Source organism: Leptospira stimsonii (genome assembly GCF_003545885.1).
Classification (GTDB): Bacteria; Spirochaetota; Leptospiria; order Leptospirales; family Leptospiraceae; genus Leptospira; species Leptospira stimsonii.
Window position 1 is genome coordinate 1,098,874 of the sequence record NZ_QHCT01000001.1, and the last position, 18,547, is coordinate 1,117,420.

Below are 18,547 nucleotides of genomic sequence, written 5' to 3' on the forward strand. Positions count from 1 at the left end.
TTCGATAGAACACGTAGGACTGTGAATATTTTTTCATATTACGAAGGATTACTGTATGCAACCAACGGAAGATATTCTCGGGCAAAAAGAAAAACGTGCGTTTCGAATCGGTTATGTTTTAAGAATCATCATCGCCGCTTCCTTTATTCCACCCAGCCTGAACGTCTCACAAAGTAGTACGGAAAGAATCTGGATTCTTATCTTATACGCTGGAACCGCGCTCGCCTCGACCTGTATGATTTGGTTCTTATCGAAGGAGCGATTTTGCCTGAAGGACGACAATCGAATCGCGGGTTGGAGCGGTGTTCTTTTGGATATCTTGATTCTTTCGATCCTTCCTTGGACTTGGTATGATTCGGTGGGAGGGGAGGCGATTCCGAAAACGTATCTAATGAAAACGGGTTTTATACCGGTCGCCGCCGTTTTCATTTTGTTGAGCGGTTTATCTCTTAAACCGGTATATCCGATCTTAGTCTCTTTTGGATCTGTAGCGATTTCCGTTTGGATGTTTTTATATGTTCAACGCGATCCGACTGTCGAATGGACTTCGAGTCTATCGGAAACCTTCTTATCTCCTAAAGCGAATCCGGAGTATTACTTTTCGATGACCGCCTTGGTTTTGTTATACGGAGGTCTCGTTTCTTTTATCTCCTTTACCGCAAGAACGCTTTTGAAAGAATCCGTTTCTCTGGAAAGAAAGAGTTCGCAGTTGGGTAGATATTTTTCTCCGGGAGTCATTCAAAGAATAACGGCGGAAGATAATCTCTTTGCACCCGGAGGTACAATTCAAAATATCGCAGTGCTGTTTTGTGATATTCGAGATTTTACTTCGATTTCAGAAAAACTTTCTCCGGGCGAGGTGATTTCTCTTTTGACGGATTACCATAAGGAAATGGTTCGTGCCGTTTTTGAAAACGGAGGTTCCGTCGATAAATTCATAGGCGACGGAATTTTAGTCACTTTCGGAATTCCCGAATCCTCCGAACAGGACTGTCTCAATGCGATGCGGGCTGGAATCGAAATGAAAAAGGCATTAAAAAATTTGAATATTACAAGATCTCAGAAAGGTCTATCGGAAATAAGGCAAGGAATCGGAATCCATTTCGGAGAGGCGATCTGCGGCAATATCGGAACCGAGGAAAGGTTGGAATTTACGGTAATAGGGGATGCGGTGAACGCGGCTTCTCGAATCGAATCTGCATGCAAAGAATTGAATGTGGAATTTTTGGTTTCTCAGGAGGTTTTGGATCGTGTCGGTCCGGATTTTCATACGGTTGCAATCGGAGAAGTGAAAGTAAAAGGAAAGGAAAAACCTCTGAGCCTTCATTCCGTGATTCTATCGGATTGAATTCCCTGTTCGCACGGAATTTTACGTAAAAAATCGAGAAGCTTTTCAGATTCTTAAAAAATAAATTCTGAAAGTTTATACCTCAGGACAAGGTTTCTGCCGAGAGGTATAAACAAAATCGGTTTGAGTGACTCTTATCTTCCGAATTTTGCGACGATTTTTGCTTCGCCGATTTTCAGTTGATTGATATAAAAGCCGATCAATGCTCCGGAAGAATTCTGATCTGCTCCTATTTTATCTTTCAATGCGTAAACAGTGAAGATATAACGGTGTGGTTTGTCGCCTTTAGGAGGACAAGGTCCGCCATAACCGCCTGTTCCAAAATCGGTTCTGCTCTGAACAGCTTCTTTCGGTAAAAGATTCTTTTCGAGGTTTCCGGCATTTGCAGGAAGAGAGGTAGTAGTCGCCGGAAGATTGAAAACGATCCAATGCCACCATCCGCTTCCGGTCGGCGCATCCGGATCATAAACGGTGACAGCGATGCTCTTTGTATCCTTCGGTAGTCCGGACCAAGAAAGAGAAGGGGAAACGTTTCCACCAGTACATCCGAAACTGTTAAACACTTGTTCCTCGGCGATTACTTTTCCCGCGGTGAGTTCGGGGCTCTTGAGTTGAAAAGGCTCCGCTTGTAAAACGGAAGCGGACAGTAAGAATGCCAGTGCAATTCCTTTGATTTTCATGAATCGAAATTCTCCTTTCTAAACATACCTTATTCGGCAAGAAATTAGACTTTTTGCAATTCTTGTTTTAAGAATTTTGAAAAATTCTTAAAAATGTTTTTTTATCCGAAGCCGTGAGATCACAAACGACCAATTTTTAGGAAGAAAGACAAGCCCGATTGAAAATCGGGCGTTTCAAGAATTTCTAATTCAACCAAGCTTTCTTATTATCGTTCGCATACTGATCGAAAGGAATCGGATCTTTTCCTGTGATTTCCTTTACCGCGTTTGAAACCGGAGCGGCGTGTCCGTCTTTTAAAGCGCCGGCGAGATAAACCAAAACGTTCGCATAATCTTCCGGAACTCCTGCGCCTACTAAACCTTTTTTGAAATCTTCGGATGTTATATCGGCGTATGCGACGTTCAAGCCCGTAGCTTTCGATAATTTTTGAGCCACCTCTTCGTGAGTGATCGAATCCTTGCCCGTAAGAGTAAAACCCTTTCCATTCGAAGAATCATTCAACAAAAGTGTAACAGCGGAAGAGGCGATATCTCTTGCATCGATAAAACTCGTTTTTGCGTTTCCACCGGGAAAATAGATTTTTTTATCCTTTAAAATTCCGGAAATCCAGAACGTCTGAAAGTTCTGCATGAACCAATTGGGTCGAACGATATTGTACGCAAGTCCTGAGTTTTCGAGAGAAATTTCCAGCTTTCTAAACGGAAGATCTTCCGGTGAATGATCGATTCCAATCGCAGTCATGAGTACAACTTTTTGTAATTTTTTAGACTTTGCTTTTTCTATCCAAGGGTTTAGAACGCTGAATTGATCCGTATAACCGGGTGGGCAAAGAAAAAATGCCCGATCAACCTGGTCTAAAACTTCCAGTCCAAGATTCGGCTGGGAAGCGTCCGCTTTTACCCAGTGAAGGTTTTGCGCCTTTCTTCCGGAATCCGGGTTTCGAGTTCCGGCGTAGACTATATGACCTTTTTCTAATAAACTTTCGATCACTAAACCGGAAACGAGTCCACTCCCGGCAAATACAAAAATTTTCATAATTCATTCTCCTAAAAAGATAATAACCGAAATGGAAGAATTTGGCTATGTCTTAGAATCTAAAAAGCATATCCAATCGTATAAAGGAGTCGACTTTAGGATATTTCCTGTTAGAATCGGCTTATGGATTTACTTTCTGAAATTCTCACTGCGGCCTCATGGAAAACCGATATTCTTGCGAGAAGATCGATGTATCAAGCTTGGGGACTTCGTTTCCCCTGTGAAAGAAGCGGCGGATTTCATTTGCTTTCTCAAGGTTCTTGTTTTGTCCGTTTTCAAGGAAAGTGTATTCCATTAGAAAAGGGCGATATTCTTTTTATCGCGAAGGGATTCAATCACGAGTTAGTGTCCTCTCCGAACCACAAAGCGATGGATATTCGTAAATTCAACGAGCTCTTGAAAAAGGATCCCAAGTCCTTGGGAATTCCGATCACAACGTTTGTTTCGGTTCGGTATGAGGTCCCTGAGACCACGCAACATCCATTCTTTCTCGAACTTCCGGATCATATTCTTATTCGTTCCGGTGAAATCCCTCCGCATCACCCGTTGCATACGACTTTGATTCTGATTTCTCAGGAAGTCGACTTGGAGTTAGGGTCGGATCTGATTCTTCAAAGATTGACCGATATTCTTCTGTATTACGTTATACGCCATTGGTTGGAAACTCATCCTTCCTCTTCGCCCGGTTGGAGAAACGCTTTTAGAGATGAAAAAATTCTTGCGGCGTTGGAAGCGATTCACAAAAGACCTGCGCATTCTTGGACGTTGGAGAATCTTGCGAAGGCGATCGGGATTTCAAGGGCTTCTCTTGCGAATCGTTTTCGAGACGTTTTGGGCTGTACTCCGATGGACTATCTCGCGAGACTTCGGATTGAAAAAGGGAGAACTCTGATCCAAGATCAAGACGCTACTCTGGAAGAAGTCGCAAGGATCGTTGGTTATTCCTCCGCATTCGCATTTTCAAAAGCGTTCAAAAGAATTCACGGTGTTTCACCGAGAAAAGAAGAGGCGCAGAAAGTCCGCTACGTTTCTTAAAAGAACGATGGAATCTCGGCGTTCGTTTTCAGTTTGCTCTTTCTTTTCTGATTCCGAATCTATAAGAATGGATTAAATCTACGGTGTTAAGACGGAATTTCACGGTTGAATCGTCGCGAATATCGAAATTCTTTCTTACGGAAAGATCTTTCTCTCCGTGTAAATTTTCGGTTCGATCACGCTCTTAGGTCGTTTGCACATCATTTATAATCTTATCATTGAAATATAAGATTCTATATCGGAATCGATTCTTCTATTTTGATAAACGAATCCGCTTTCGGAAATTCATTCGAATCCGTTTCGTTTTTTACTTTGGAAATAAATAATTGTTTCTCGTTTTTTGGAATGTGCAAACCCTTGCTGGAATTCCATAGGAATACGGGAGATAGGATTGCGTGAGAACATTGCGGGTTATTGTACTATTGTTTCTTTTTCTATCAGTTCCAATTTTTGGAGAACGAATTCCTTTAGAGGATGATCAAGTTCGATTAGGGCCTTATTCTCAAATTTTAGAAGATCCGGATTCTAATTTTACGATCGATTCCGTGCAGGGTATTCCGTTTCAAAAGTCCGATCAAACAAATCCTTCTTTCGGTTTTACGAAATCATCCTATTGGTTGAAGTTTACACTTTTCAACAGTGAAGCAAATACTCGTGAAAAAATGATCGAAGTAACCTTTCCCCTCATCGACGAGATCGTATTCTATTCCCCGAGTTCGGACGGTTATAAAGGGATCACGGTTGGAATCACGAAACCTTTTAAGGAAAGGCCGATCGAAAGTCACACTTTTGTTTTTCCGATTCAGGTTCCACCTGGAGAATCAACCTATTTTTTTCGGTTTAAGAACGACGATAGTATGCAGATGCCCTTGATACTCTGGGAGCCGACCGCGTTTTATAAGAATATTAGAGATATTCAATATATCAACGGAATTTATTTCGGAATCTTAATCGCGATGGCGGTTTATAATCTTTTCCTTTTATTAACGGTCAGGGACAAAAGCTATTTCTATTACGTCTTCTATATTGTCTGCTTCGCACTTTTTCTCATGTCTCAATACGGTTTCGCTTATGAATATTTTTGGCCTGAATTTTCTTGGGGCGCTCGACGGATGAATCCTTTTTTAGCAGGTCTTTTAGAATTGAGCATTCTTCTATTCACGCGGGATTTTTTGGATACAAAAAACACATTTCCGTCTCTGCATAAATTCAATCAGATATTGATCGGACTTTGCGCACTTGCATCGATCTCTTCATTCTTTGTAAGTTTGACACAAGCCGCTTTTCAAGTCGCGATCTTAGGTTTATTTACCGTGTTTTCGATTCTCGGCTTCGGAATAAAAGCATTGTTAGGCGGCTTTCGACCGGCTCGTTATTTTATGATCGCATTTTCGGCTTTACTCATCGGTGGAGTGTTTTACGCTCTCAAAACCATAGGATCAATCCCCGTAAACTTTATGACTGAATTCAGTATGCAGATCGGTTCCGGTTTGGAAGTCACTTTGCTTTCTTTGGGGTTAGGTGATAGAATTTCTTTACTAATCAAGGATAAACAGGAAGCACAAAAAGAACTTATAAGGGAACAAAAGGACTCCATCGAAAAACAAGCGCGTCTGAACGAATCGTTCGCAAGATTTGTACCTTCGAAACTCATCAATCTATTGGGAAAGAACGAAGTGATCCAAGTCTCTCTTGGAGATCAGATCCAAAAAGAGATGACCGTTTTATTCTCCGATATTCGATCTTTTACAGAACTTTCCGAAACGATGAGCCCTCAGGAGAATTTTAATTTTTTAAACTCCTACCTGGAAAGAATGACTCCCGCAGTGGAAAAACATTCGGGAACCATCGATAAATTTATCGGAGACGCTATCATGGCTCTTTTCGAAACCGACGCAGATGACGGTTTGATGGCGGCGATTGAAATGCATCGCCAACTAAAGGCGTATAACGTGGACCGAAATCGTCAAGGATATAAACCCATCGAGACCGGAATTGCCGTTCACAAAGGACCGGTGATGTTAGGAACCATCGGATCTAACAACCGAATGGAAGTAACCGTAATTTCGGATACGGTCAATACCGCTTCGCGGATAGAAGGGCTTACTAAAATCTACGGCGCCAAAATTCTTCTCAGTGAAACTGCTTTTTCCTCGTTAAAGGATCCGTCGATTTTTCTCTATCGATACTTAGGAAGAACATTCGTAAAAGGAAAAAAAGAAGATCTCGCCGTTTTGGAATTTTGCGACAAGGAAAGCGAGGACGCTGAAAAATTCTTCAAGACGAAAGCAAAGTTTGAAAAGGGAGTTTTGAGCTATTTCCAAAACGATTATAAGAATGCGGAAGCATATTTCGCGGAAGTGTTGCAAGAATTTCCGACGGACTTGGCTTCTTCTTGGTATTGGAACGCTTGTAAAAGATTCGAAAAGGCTGTATGATGTTTTCTGAAGGAAAGATTTAAAAAAGATTCTATAGAATAGATTATTTTCTATAGAATCTTTTTGTTAGTTTAGAATTCCGTGTTTAGCGTAGCGCATTTGTTCGCTACGACTGCGGAAGTCCCGTATTGACAGGTTATTTGTGCAACTCCAGTGATCGTTGCTTTTGTTATCGCCGAAGGATCCAAACCCAAGAAACCTTTAAAATCGCTACTAACCTTATTCGAAATTGCAGTCACGCAGGCCACATCACCGGCTCCACCTGCGAACGTTGCCAAGTTTATAAGATTTTGAGCGTTTCTATTTTGGTCTACTGTTAAGAGCTTCCAGGACAAAACGTCGGATTCCGACAAACCTAAGGCTAAGCCAAATGCGCTCTTCGTAACTACGGGCGCCCCTTCTAATCTCAAATCTTGAATAGGAACGTATTTTGTCGTTGCTACTAAGTTATCAAAGGCGGCTTGCGTATTGGCCGCTAATGTTGTATTCTTAGCTGAAGTGATTAAGTTTGTGGTCGCTACCGAACAATTGAGTGATGTAGCAAGGGCGGAATACGCGTCGAAATTTGCATTGATCAAAGCCGCTCTTCCCGCTACGTCGCTACCCGCAAGGGTTGCCTGATTACAGCCGCCTTTTGGAACGGAAGTGAGAGTTGCGTTGTATAGGGAACTAGAATTCTTTGTAATTGTAGCACAATTTCCGCTAGATAAATCCGCAACATACAAAAGAGCCGCTAAGATCGTGTCGTCATTTCCATCGTCACTTTTCTTACAAACGTTGAATACTACTGCGATCGAAAGAATCGCAGTGATTCTAAAAAAACAATTTTTCATTAAATTTTCTCCTGTGATACAATGGCGGAGATACGCCATGCTTTTCAATAGAGTGAATTTTCTTTGATCGCACGGTCAACGTAATTGCATTGAATTCATTAAACTGAATATAATAAAAAACTAATAGTTTTTATATATAATTAAATTAAAATTAAAATTTTTTTATAATTTGACGGGATGGAATATTTGATTTTATTTTTTGTAATTAATCTGATTGAGTTTTATGAAAATAAAGATATCTTATTATATGATGAATCTTTTTTTCGGTTTGGAGCTGACTTCGGTTATTCTTTTCTAAATCCGAAAGCGGAATCATCGCTTCTTTTATTTAAATAGAGAAGAGTAACATGATTCTTGGAACTAAAGATTGATTTTGAAAAAGAGAATCCTTTTTCTCTAAAAAGGAAAGGTTGATTACTTGAAATCTTGTTAAAGTTTAATGTTTTAGAATCTTCTCAGATCGAAAAGAGGATCACTGCTCTCAGGCTCTCGTCTTGGATTAATTCCGGATGAAGCGCCCAGGATTGACCGAGAGAAAGAGACTTCGTTTTAGAAGTGATGGTTTGAGTTCTTGTTTTCAAAGCTTCACCGATTGTCTTGGGATCCGATACGAGTTTGTCCGGAATTCCGTCTTTGTTCGAGTCTAACTCCATCCTTTCCAGAGGAAAAATCCAAATGTCCGGTCTTTGATCCTTATCGGAGTCGATTTCGATTCGAGCGATGATACTCGACGTCACTTTCGGTTTTGCAAAGCGGTTGTAGTACTGTGTCGTTTCAAAATAGCCGTCCAAGTCCCGATCCGCTTTTTCGATCATCTTTACGTTTCCTGGTCCGAACCAGATCTTTATATCAACTTTTTGAGGATCTTTGGAAGCGATCTCATTGTATAATTCTTGGTAAGATTTTGGATCCTTTGCATCCATTTTCAACCACATCCAGTCATCCGGAAAATCTTTTTGATTCTCGAATGTCTCCATAAAGATAGCGATCTTAGAATCGGTTTTTGTATAAAGTCTGTTTTCGATTGTCCCGTCGTCATTTCGATCATAAGAGATCGTTTCAAACGGTGGATTGCATGTTAAAAGTAGAAAGGACAGAGCACTCTGTAGAATCTTTTTATGAATGAACATTAGTATTCCATAAACTCTTTAACAATCGTATTCTCTAGAAAGTTATCCGGTGAAGGATAACTTTCTGAAAATCAGATTTGAACTCAAATTAGAATTGAGTATTCAGTGTTGCGCAAGTGCTTGTTGCGGCGGCGCCACTGCCGTACGTGCACTGAGCTTGTGCGAGTTTTGTAATTTTCGCTTTTGTGGTCGCAGTTTGGTCAAAGCCATAAACGCCGGCGTAGTCCGTAGCAATTTTGTTTCCGACAGCAGTTATGCACGCCGCATCACCTGCTCCTACCGCCGCAGTTGAGAGGTAGCTAATCGGCGTAAGAGCTTTAAGCAGGTCTATGCTTAACAGGTTTAGCGCTAATATTTCTGCTTGCGAGAATCCCAGCGGTGATAGCGCGGTGTTTAACGCTACAATACCTTCGACTCTCAGGTCGGCGATTGGAAAATATCTGGTTTTTTCGGCGTTTGTGTCAAACGTACTCTGAGCCGTTGCGGACGTGTTTACTGCATTTTTTGCAGTTGTGAGCGCAGTTTTCGTGTTTGCTGTGCATCCCAAAGACGTGGCAAGAGTTTGGGCCGCGTCGTAGTTCGCCTGCGTGAGTAACGTGTTTGCCGCTAAGGAAGATCCGGTAATTGTCGCTTGGTTACATCCTCCTTTTGGAATTACGCTCAAATTTGCGGTAAAGACTGTAGAACTTGTTCTCGTTACCACGGCGCAATTTCCTGAAGTTTGATCCAAGAGGAAAAGTAAAGCGGCAGTAGCGGTGTTGTCATCCTTGTCTTTTTTGCAGGCAGACAAAAACATTGTCAGGGCAAGCAAGACTACAAGTCCAGTTTTTGATTTCTTCATGTAAAGGGTTCTCCTTGTGATTTACTTTTCAACAAGTGTATAGATTTTCCTTTGAATCATTTATTTCCGGTGGTATAAAATTACATAATGTATTTATAATACACTAAATTTATTTAGAATCGAGCGTTGTCGAAATGATAAAGAGAATCGAATTATAAAAAATGTGCAGTAAGATACGCTTCTTTCTTGCTTTATTTGATTCGAATTTATAGGATTCGACGGAGTTTCGTATAACGTCAAAAAACGAACGTAAAAAGGATTTCTGGTCGAAGTTTGTTTTATAGGGTCCTTAGAAAAACTTAAATAAGGTCTAAAATTATAATTTAATTCCTTCCATATAGTAAGGAGCATTTGAGTGGATCGGAATTGTTCTTCGAGAAGTTCGCTCTTTAGAAAACGCACCGTCGTTTAATAAAAATTGGATTTTCTTCTTTTGGGATTCTTCGATGAACTTCCGGAAAAAAGATAGAACGGTTTCGGTTTTTCTTCGATTTTCAATTTGCGAGAGCCTGCTAAAGAGGAATGAACGGTAAAAAAGGGAGCAGATCAAGAGTGAAAACGAGTTTGGAAAAATAAAATTGACCTCTCTTTCAAAAATTCTTGGAATTCCGGTCCGTTTGTGAAACGGTCATCAGGCCATGACAACTTTTCGCGAAAAGGAATCTTACTCTTCTTATTTGGAATTCGAGATCAATTCTACTCTGAAAAAAGTCAGTTTCTATTCTTTTATTATGGGAACGACGGCCGCGATTGCCTTGATTTGGATGCAGGAGTGGGGAATTATTTTTCGGATGCAGGTTCCGATTTTATGGACCTTGATCGGTGGAATCGTTTCCTTATTCTTTTATCTTCTCGCAAAATTCAAGATGGCAAAGGGCGCACGGATCTACCTTGTGATTTTGTTTTATTCGACGCTTCCCGGAATTTTATACGTTCTCGCAGAAGTCTATCTACCGTTAGGCGCCGCGACTTACATCACCGGTCCTGCTTCTTATCTTTATTTTTTTATGGTGATTCTTTCCGGCTTTGCGTTAGACGAACGATTATCGATTCTTTCGGGTTCGTATTGCGGACTTCAATATCTTGTTTTTTACTTTCTCTCGAGAGACGGAATTTTGGAAATTCATTCGAAAGATCTTCTTCAGTGGCATGATCTCACTGATCCGCCGATTTATTTTTTCAAATCGATGATGATGGTTTTTTCAGGAATCGTAGTCGGAGTCCTTGTCAGAAATACCAAACGTCTTCTTTCCGAGGTTTTAGAACGGGAAAAAGAAAGATCAAACATTTCCAGACTCTTTGGACAATTCGTCTCCGAAGAAGTGAAAGAAAAACTCTTAAGAGAAGGTGTCACGGATCGAACCGAAAAGAAAAAGGTTCTCGTCTTATTTTCCGATCTGAGATCGTTTACATCTTTGGGTGAGAAGTCCGATCCGGATCGGTTGATTCTACAATTGAATGAATACTTCGATCGGATGGCGGATTGTATTACACGCAACGGAGGTACGATCGATAAATTCATCGGAGACGCCATCATGGCCGTCTTTGGCGGGCTTGTGGATTTGGATTTTCCGGCCGACGCCGCGTTGAGAACATCGCAAGAGATGCAGAAGGAATTGGAAATTCTCAATCGAGAATGGAGTATTTCGCAATTTCCGATATTAGAATCAGGAATCGGTCTTCATTACGGAGAAGTCGTTCAAGGAGCGATCGGTTCTAAGAATCGGTTGGATTTTACAGTTATCGGAGACAGCGTCAATACCGCATCGAGGATCGAAGGTCTGTGTTCGGCGCTCGGGGAGAAAATTCTTTTTTCTTCGGCGGTTTACGAGCTTCTCTCCGAAGAAAATCGAAAGCACTGTAAGTCGCTCGGAAATTTCAAAGTAAAAGGAAGAGAAACGGAAATTGATTTATATAGTTTGAATATTCATTGACCTTTTGATTTCGCGGATGAGAATATCGTTTCGAAATCGGATTTCGATCGATACTCGAAACAACATGAAATTAACACTTCTTCTGAACCTTCCTTTTAATCCGACAACGGTCTTTTCGGTTCGAGTGACTGGATAAGAATATGAAAATTCTTAGGATCTATTTTTGGATTTTTGTTTTTCTCTTTTTTTTCGGCTCTTGTATCGAATCGATTCCGTTTCCAAGAGCGGAAAAAGGAATCTTAGATCTTACGGGATGGAACTTCGACGAAGACGGTCCGGCGTTACTCGAAGGAGAATTTCGTTTTTTATGGAATCAATTTTCGCAAGAATCGTGGACGGAAAATTCCTCCTTTGCGACGGTTCCGAAATCTTGGGTAAGGCTTGATAATCCGGACGGAAGCCGTTTCCCGTCGCAAGGTTATGCGACTTATTTTCTAAAGATAAAACTCCCGGATTCTTTAGTAGGTCAGGAATTATCATTTCAATCGGATATATCCGAAACCGCATACGAACTTTCCATCAACTCTAAAAAATTGGGATCCATCGGAACGGTCGGCATCAGTTCTGAAAGTTCAAAACCGGAATGGAACAAGAAAATATTTTCTTTTTTGAATACGGAAAAAGAACTCAATCTGAAAATTCTAATCTCTAATTTTCACCACGCGCGAGGAGGGTTGACCGGAAAATTTTTTATCGGAAAGAGCGCCTCCATCCAATCGATTCGGGAAAAAAGGCTGACGATCGAAGTTTTCGTTTTCGGAAGTTTGGCGATCATGGCTCTCTATCATCTTACTTTATTCTATCTTCGTAAAGAGGAAAAGTCGGTTCTCTTTTTCGGAATTCTTTGCCTCGTGTATTGTTTCCGAACGATCAGCACGGGGGAAAATTTGATTCAAATTTTGATCCCCGGTTTGGATTATTCGATTCATAGTAAGATCGTATATCTTTCTTTTTATCTAACGGTTCCGATCTTCGCGGCGTTTTTTCGATCTATCTTCCCAACGGAGCTGAACGAATACTCGTATTATGGAATTCTTTCCGTAGGAACGCTGGCTTCCGTGGTGGTTCTCATTACATCTCCTTCCTTTTTTACGGGAACGATCGACGTTTACTACGGGTTTACGTTTGTCGCTTTTTTATACGGGTTTTATATTCTTTCACTCGCGATCGTAAGAAAACGAAGCGGAGCCATTCTTCTATTAAACGGATTGCTAATATTCTTTTTGGTAAGCATTCACGATACGCTTTACAATAAGAGAATCATTAACACGGGTTATTTTTCTCCGATCGGTCTTCTCGCAATGCTTTTTTCTCAGGCTTATTTGTTGGCTCGTCGCTATTCTCAGGCATTCGGCGCGATCGTGGATTTGACCAATACTTTGAACAAGACGAACACCTCCTACGGTTTGTTCGTTCCGAGAGAATTTTTGAAAATTCTCAACGAGAATAACTTCATAGAAGTGAAGTTAGGCGATGTGGCCGAAGAAGAGATGACGATCCTCTATAATGAAATTCGGCCTTCTCAGATCATCTCAGAACAAACTTCCGCAAAGGAGAATTTCGAATTCATCAACTCTTATCTTGGAAAAGTCGGACCTCTGATCAGGGATAATAACGGATTTATCGATAAATATTACGGAGAAGCTTTTCTTTCTTTGTTTTCTCAAAAGGCGGAAGACGCGTTGGAAAGTGCGGTCGGAATACAAAGTATATTAAGAGACATTAATATGTTTAGGCTCGGAAACGGAAGGGAGCCTGTTCGAGTCGGCACAGGTTTGCATCGTGGTCCGATTCTTTTAGGGACGATCGGAGAATCGGAAAGGATGGAAGGCGCCGTGATTTCCGCTTCCGTTACTCTTGCGACAAGGGTCGGGCAACTCTGTCGCCTCTTTGATTCATCTATTTTGATGACGGACCACGTCCTTTTTAGTTTGGAAAATCCGGAAAAGTATCAGATGCGAGTTTTGGACCGAATTCAGCTCAAAGGCCATAATTCTATCGTAACCATTTTAGAAGTTTTTAATGGACAACCGGATTCTCTTCTCAATGTTTTTATGGACACAAAAGAAGAGTTTGAAAGAGGCATTTCACATTTTCGACAAAGAAATTTCGAAGAGGCCTGCGTTGTATTCAATCGGGTATTAGAAAGAAATAAACTAGATCAACCCGCGCGTTGGTATCTCGAAAAATCGATCCACTATTGTAGATTCGGCTCGCCGAATAACTGGGATGGAATAACAGTATTAGACGTTTGATCAAAGATTCTTAATGCAAAAGGTCTATCTTTTTTCGATGGTCGAGTCCTGACGTTGTGAATGTCTTTTGAAAGAAAGTAAAGAACTCGATTTTCAATATTCTTATTGACCATGAGTCTAAGTGGGAAAGAAAATAAAGAAAACTTCCCATGAGTTTAGCTAAATTTTATCCAAAGAAGGTTTTGTTTTTTCTCGGTCTACTTTTCGTTTTGACTCAATGTCTGAGCGAAGCGGAACGACCGCAGATACTCGCCTCATCGGGAGTTTTGGATCTTTCTTCTTGGAATTTCGAAGAATACGGTCCTGTCGCGATGCAAGGAGATTGGATCTTTCGGTGGAACGAGTTTGCCGAAAGCCAGGACAGAGAACCCGAAAAAAATAGAATCATGCCTGTTCCAAAAGCTTGGACTCGAATCCAAACTCCGGAAGGTAAGAATTATCCCGGAACCGGAATCGCCACGTATTTTTTAAAAGTGATCTTACCTCCGAGTCAAGAACCGAGAAAGTTCGCTCTTCTTGCGGAAACGTCGGAAACCGCATACGAGATCTGGATCGACGGTAAAAAAATAGGATCGCACGGAGTTCCCGGAAAAACACAGGAGACATCGATTCCGGAATGGAACGTAAGAGTGATTCCGTTTCAAATTCAGAAAAACGAATTTCAGATTCGAATCCCACTTTCCAACTTTTATCATGCGAGAGGCGGGTTGACCGCAAGGTTGATATTCGGAAACGAAGACGAAGTCATTCGATTGCGAGAAAGAAGAATGACTCTGGACGTCTTTTTATTCGGTTTTCTCGTGGCGATGGCCTTCTATCATTTTACACTTTACTTTCTTAGAAAAAAAGACGCGGCCCTTTTGTATTTCGGAATCATCTGTTTTGTCTTTTGTTTTCGCGAATTGAGTACGAGTCAGAATTTGATTCAAGTGATTTTTCCAGGAATCAATTATCAGATTCATATGAGAATCGTGTATCTCAGTTTTTATTTGATTCCTCCTCTCGCGACCGCTTTCTTACGAGCGCTGTTTCCGGACGAAGTGAGGAAAGAGATCCACTACGGGGTCGTTTGTATCGCTTCGATCTTTTCCCTAATCGTCGTTTCGCAGGACCCGGTCTTTTTTACGGGAACGATTGAATACTATTATGTGTTTACATTTGTATGTTTTGCATACGGCTTTTACGTTTTGATCTTTGCCCTCCTTCGAAAAAAGCCCGGATCGATCGCCATTCTGATCGGTTTGTTTCTTTTCTTTTTAGCGTATAGCCAGGATATTTTTTACAATAAAAGAATCATTCCTACGTTTATTCTCGCCCCTTTCGGATTGATCGCCTTTATTTTTTCGGAGGCCTATCTTCTTGCGAAAAGATATTCGCTCGCCTTCGACGCGGTAGAAGACATGTCGGAAAGTTTGAAGAAAGTGAATTCTTCTTACGGTCTTTTTGTTCCTAGAGAACTTCTTAAAATATTAAATAAACATGATATTCTTGAAATTAAACTCGGAGATACCGTCGAAGAGGAAATGAGTCTTCTTTATAACGAAATCAGGGCCTTTTCCGATCTTTCCGAAAAAATGAATGGAAAGGAGAATTTCGAGTTCATCAATTCCTTTTTGGGAAAAGTCGGTCCGATCATCCGAGAAAGAGACGGCTTTATAGATAAATACTACGGCGAGGCTTTTTTGGCGTTATTTCCACCCGAACCGGAAAAGGCACTTGATAGCGCGATTGAGATCCAAAGAATTTTGAGAGAATTTAACCGAGAAAGAATTGCAAACGGGAAAGATCCCGTGCGTTCGGGAAGCGGAGTTCACACGGGACCGATCTTGCTGGGAACGATCGGAGAAGCTGAAAGAATGGAGAGCACGGTCATCTCTTCCTCCGTAAACGTTGTGACCAGAATAGGACAACTGAGTAGAACGTACGAGTCTTCCTTACTTATAACGGATTCCACCTTATTTCGCTTAACAAATTCTTCCAAATACTACTATCGTGTCGTGGATCGGATTCAGATTCGCGATCAGAAGACGGTTCACACGGTTTTGGAGGTGTTCAACGGACTCTCCGAAAATCTGATCGATTCTTATATGAATACACGCGAGGAATTTGAACGCGGCGTTCTAATGTTTAGAGAAAAACATTTCGAAGAAGCCTGCGTCGTATTCAATCGGATCTTGGAAAAAAATAGAGCGGATCAGGCCGCGAGAGTTTATCTGGAGAAGTCCGTACATCATTGTAGATTCGGAGTTCCTGAGAATTGGCAAGGCGTAACCCTATTAGGAGAATAGTAGAATTATCTAATTTATCTTTTTATTGATCGTTTTTGTATCCAAATTGGATAAGAATTCTTCTTGAACCTTGGATTCGATCGCCCGTTCGCTTCTGGATTCTCGAACGATGGAGATGGCTTCGCTTGAACTCAGCTTTTCTTTCCAGATCATATACGCCGCGGCAAACGTGCCTGAACGTCCCAAGCCCCCAACGCAATGAATGAGCAGTTTTTTCTTTTGTGAAAGTGCGAGCTCCATCCACTTCAGGGAGGCGATTGCTTGTTCCAGTGAAGGTGCGGTTTGATCCAAGACGGGGCAGTAATATACGTTTAAGCCGCGACTTTTATATTCTTCTTTGAGATCCTTGACTCCGTATTCCGAGAATTCGTTCTCAGTGAGTAAACAAAGAATGTGCGTGATTCCTTCCTTTTGAATCGTTTGAATGTCCTCCGGCAAATTTCTTTCCCGATCCTTTCGGCCGGGAAGAATCGTAAGCCCGATGCGAGAAATCTCCTCCTGATTTGAGCCGGATTTGAGAAAATCAATTCGAAGAATTTTGGATCTCTGGATGAATTCTCTGATCCCCGCGACACAAAGAGTTCCCGAATAGAGCGCCCATTTTTTTTGCCAGTCGTTGGACTCGTCAAAAGATAGAGTGTGCATCGCATAACGTAACGCTCCGGTATGAAGCTGATAAGGATCTCGATCCATCTTAATTAGTGAAGAATAATATGATCTAAGATGCGCTATGATGGAATACGCCTTGTTTATTTTGGAATGTTTCCAGGGTTTTCTCGGATTTGGCGGTAATGGGATTCCAAGATCTGCGACTTTCAGTAGGACATCGCTAAGTTCGATGGCCTCTTTCCATTCTTCTAAATTCTCTATTTTGGTAAAGATGTAGAGAATATCGTTTTCAAGTTTAATTAAGTCTTTAAGAATATGTCCTTTGTGTGTGTGGAAGAAATCGATCAACCAGACGTTGTTCTGTGCGTCCAGGATGATATTGGCACCGTTGAGATCTCCGTGAATATAAGAAGTAAAATGGGAAAGGGAAACATATTCTTTAAGCGATACCAGATCCTCTTCGTAAAACTTACAGACGTTCGGAACGATTAAACCCGAAACGATTTCGATCCATTCCCCGATCGCCGGTTTTCCGATTATCGCCTCGATTCTTTTTCGGACTCCGGGCGCATATTTAGATTGAAAATCATAATATTCTAATAAATTTAATTTTTCTTGAACCGATGCATCGTAGAGCTTGGCCAATTGTTTTCGAAATACCGTGTCCAAGATCCTTTTTAAATCTTGGATGTCTTCCGTGGATTCGTATGCTTTTTGAAACGTGCGGACGTTCCCTTCTAACATTGCCGCATAACGGTATTTAATCGCTCCTCGATCCTCTAACTCGGCGAAATCTACGATGGACGGTGCGTTGTTTCCAAGAACTTCTTCGATTCGTTCGAAGGCGATTCTTTCCCTTGCAATAAGGTCCCGCGGACCGATTTTGATCACGGATGGAACCTGGCTATGACCTAAGTGATCGATCGATTTGGATTTTAGAACGACGTTTCCTGAAAATCCTCCGTCGAGACATTTGAACTCGACGTCTTTGCAGTCTCGAAAAAGGAACAGGAGTAATTTTTCATCCGTTTCGTTTACTTTATAATCTTCTTCGAATCTGAAATGGTCCGTGGAAATTCTGGAATGTGTGATTCTTTTTTCTAAATTTGGAACACTTCCATTTAAGAAAGAAGTAAAAGCTCCGATGGAAGGAAAGATTTTGATTCCTAAAATCTCTTTCATCTGATCTAAAGCGATAAAATGCATTCCGATGGAAGAGGATGCGGTTAAGGCGGAGCATATCGCAATCTCCCATTGCGGATATCTCGTTTTGATATCGTAAGCAAGAAATTGAACTTTTGCCTCGGTCCAAACTCCGGAAATTCCCACTTTCAGAGGATGTTCCTTCAAAGGTTCAAGAATTTTCTCAAGATTCGTTTTTACGAAATCGTTTAGTCCGGATGCGTCTACGATTCGGTGTCTTTTCTTTTGTTCCTCTTGAAGCCAAGATTCAAAAACGAATTCTGCGCCTTTGGTATTCTGAATGCAATGCGGTCCGAATTGACGAAGATGATCCTTTTGAGAAGAATCCGAAGCGTCGTGCCAATCTCGAATATGAACGATCCAGAGATCATCCGGTTCTACGGAATAAGCCCATTCGATCAATGAATCGATCGGACCGTATTCCACCATTTCGCCTAACAATCGCTTTGACTCTTGATAACCGACATGCAATGCATTCGGAAGAGGATCATATTTTTCAAGAAGGGCGGTAAAATCGTTTTGAAGACATTGAGTTAGAAGAATTGCTTTTGGAATTTGCATTGTGATCCGTTCAAAAGACCGCGGAAGATTCTAAAGTCGGAATTCGTATTCTTTAGAACTCGACTTTTCGATGGTTCCGGTCGAATGAAGAAACTAATTCCGAAAAGAAAAAAAGCAAACGGTTTTTCGTGTACCAAAATGGGGAGCCGAATAAAAATTTGATTCTATTTTTTGAGCGGATCATTCCATTTCGGAGATCGATTCTGCGATTCTATATTTTTTAACGTCGAGATTCTTGTACAAATAACTCTAATTCGGAAGGAAATTAGAATCATTATTGAATAAAGAGGAATATAAGAATATTCAAATAATCTTTTTTTCTTTTAGATTTAAATTATTCAATTGTTAGATAAAAA

At 41.1% G+C, this 18,547-nt stretch carries 12 protein-coding genes; 6 read left to right on the top strand and 6 right to left on the bottom strand.

Features of this window, described 5'->3' with window-relative positions; all coding sequences use genetic code 11:
• Positions 1–55 precede the first annotated feature (55 nt).
• Positions 56–1,348 (top strand): adenylate/guanylate cyclase domain-containing protein, encoded by a 1,293-nt coding sequence (locus DLM75_RS05370; protein WP_118967440.1) that lies wholly within the window; start codon positions 56–58, stop codon positions 1,346–1,348.
• A gap of 134 nt (positions 1,349–1,482) precedes the next feature.
• On the opposite strand, the gene DLM75_RS05375 is transcribed toward DLM75_RS05370, so the two are convergent.
• Complete coding sequence (locus DLM75_RS05375) at positions 1,483–2,028, bottom strand: YbhB/YbcL family Raf kinase inhibitor-like protein (RefSeq protein ID WP_118967441.1); 546 nt, start codon at positions 2,026–2,028, stop codon at positions 1,483–1,485.
• Between the two features lie 184 nt (positions 2,029–2,212).
• On the bottom strand, positions 2,213–3,064 hold the full coding sequence (locus DLM75_RS05380) for an NmrA family NAD(P)-binding protein (protein ID WP_118967442.1): 852 nt from the start codon (positions 3,062–3,064) through the stop codon (positions 2,213–2,215).
• Between the two features lie 123 nt (positions 3,065–3,187).
• Between DLM75_RS05380 and DLM75_RS05385 the strand changes: the two genes are divergently transcribed.
• Both DLM75_RS05385 and DLM75_RS05390 read left to right on the top strand, forming a co-directional pair.
• Positions 3,188–4,099, top strand: a complete 912-nt coding sequence (locus tag DLM75_RS05385) for an AraC family transcriptional regulator (RefSeq protein WP_118967443.1) — start codon at positions 3,188–3,190, stop codon at positions 4,097–4,099.
• Positions 4,100–4,494: 395 nt separating this feature from the next.
• Positions 4,495–6,537 carry a 7TM diverse intracellular signaling domain-containing protein gene (locus tag DLM75_RS05390; protein WP_118967444.1) on the top strand — a complete coding sequence of 681 codons (2,043 nt, stop codon included), beginning with the start codon at positions 4,495–4,497 and terminating at the stop codon, positions 6,535–6,537.
• A 71-nt stretch (positions 6,538–6,608) separates the two neighbouring features.
• Here the strand turns inward: DLM75_RS05390 and DLM75_RS05395 are convergent, their stop codons facing one another.
• The 3 genes from DLM75_RS05395 to DLM75_RS05405 all read right to left on the bottom strand — a co-directional run bounded on the left by DLM75_RS05395 (position 6,609) and on the right by DLM75_RS05405 (position 9,341).
• Entirely contained in the window at positions 6,609–7,370 is a 762-nt protein-coding gene (locus DLM75_RS05395) for a hypothetical protein (protein WP_118967445.1), read from the bottom strand.
• 455 nt (positions 7,371–7,825) lie between these two features.
• Positions 7,826–8,500, bottom strand: coding sequence for an Lsa25.6 family adhesin (gene lsa25.6, locus DLM75_RS05400; RefSeq protein ID WP_118967446.1), 675 nt, complete (start codon positions 8,498–8,500; stop codon positions 7,826–7,828).
• An 88-nt stretch (positions 8,501–8,588) separates the two neighbouring features.
• The gene (locus DLM75_RS05405) at positions 8,589–9,341 is read right to left on the bottom strand and encodes a hypothetical protein (RefSeq protein WP_118967447.1); all 753 of its coding nucleotides are present in this window, start codon (positions 9,339–9,341) and stop codon (positions 8,589–8,591) included.
• Positions 9,342–9,979: 638 nt separating this feature from the next.
• Here DLM75_RS05405 and DLM75_RS05415 point away from each other — a divergent pair.
• The 3 genes from DLM75_RS05415 to DLM75_RS05425 all read left to right on the top strand — a co-directional run bounded on the left by DLM75_RS05415 (position 9,980) and on the right by DLM75_RS05425 (position 15,818).
• Complete coding sequence (locus tag DLM75_RS05415; RefSeq protein WP_118967449.1) at positions 9,980–11,275, top strand: adenylate/guanylate cyclase domain-containing protein; 1,296 nt, start codon at positions 9,980–9,982, stop codon at positions 11,273–11,275.
• Between the two features lie 140 nt (positions 11,276–11,415).
• Positions 11,416–13,530, top strand: coding sequence for an adenylate/guanylate cyclase domain-containing protein (locus DLM75_RS05420; RefSeq protein ID WP_118967450.1), 2,115 nt, complete (start codon positions 11,416–11,418; stop codon positions 13,528–13,530).
• A 149-nt stretch (positions 13,531–13,679) separates the two neighbouring features.
• Positions 13,680–15,818 carry an adenylate/guanylate cyclase domain-containing protein gene (locus DLM75_RS05425; protein WP_118967451.1) on the top strand — a complete coding sequence of 713 codons (2,139 nt, stop codon included), beginning with the start codon at positions 13,680–13,682 and terminating at the stop codon, positions 15,816–15,818.
• Between the two features lie 9 nt (positions 15,819–15,827).
• On the opposite strand, the gene DLM75_RS05430 is transcribed toward DLM75_RS05425, so the two are convergent.
• Positions 15,828–18,191 carry a phosphatase domain-containing protein gene (locus tag DLM75_RS05430; RefSeq protein ID WP_118967452.1) on the bottom strand — a complete coding sequence of 788 codons (2,364 nt, stop codon included), beginning with the start codon at positions 18,189–18,191 and terminating at the stop codon, positions 15,828–15,830.
• Positions 18,192–18,547: the final 356 nt, after the last annotated feature.

Bases quoted from the DNA above. Each gene is read 5' to 3' on its own strand.
- lsa25.6 (WP_118967446.1), bottom strand. From the start codon at position 8,500: ATGTTCATTCATAAAAAGATTCTACAGAGTGCTCTGTCCTTTCTACTT.
- DLM75_RS05430 (WP_118967452.1), bottom strand. From the start codon at position 18,191: ATGCAAATTCCAAAAGCAATTCTTCTAACTCAATGTCTTCAAAACGAT.
- DLM75_RS05370 (WP_118967440.1), top strand. From the start codon at position 56: ATGCAACCAACGGAAGATATTCTCGGGCAAAAAGAAAAACGTGCGTTT.
- DLM75_RS05415 (WP_118967449.1), top strand. From the start codon at position 9,980: ATGACAACTTTTCGCGAAAAGGAATCTTACTCTTCTTATTTGGAATTC.
- DLM75_RS05405 (WP_118967447.1), bottom strand. From the start codon at position 9,341: ATGAAGAAATCAAAAACTGGACTTGTAGTCTTGCTTGCCCTGACAATG.
- DLM75_RS05385 (WP_118967443.1), top strand. From the start codon at position 3,188: ATGGATTTACTTTCTGAAATTCTCACTGCGGCCTCATGGAAAACCGAT.
- DLM75_RS05375 (WP_118967441.1), bottom strand. From the start codon at position 2,028: ATGAAAATCAAAGGAATTGCACTGGCATTCTTACTGTCCGCTTCCGTT.
- DLM75_RS05395 (WP_118967445.1), bottom strand. From the start codon at position 7,370: ATGAAAAATTGTTTTTTTAGAATCACTGCGATTCTTTCGATCGCAGTA.
- DLM75_RS05380 (WP_118967442.1), bottom strand. From the start codon at position 3,064: ATGAAAATTTTTGTATTTGCCGGGAGTGGACTCGTTTCCGGTTTAGTG.
- DLM75_RS05425 (WP_118967451.1), top strand. From the start codon at position 13,680: ATGAGTTTAGCTAAATTTTATCCAAAGAAGGTTTTGTTTTTTCTCGGT.
- DLM75_RS05420 (WP_118967450.1), top strand. From the start codon at position 11,416: ATGAAAATTCTTAGGATCTATTTTTGGATTTTTGTTTTTCTCTTTTTT.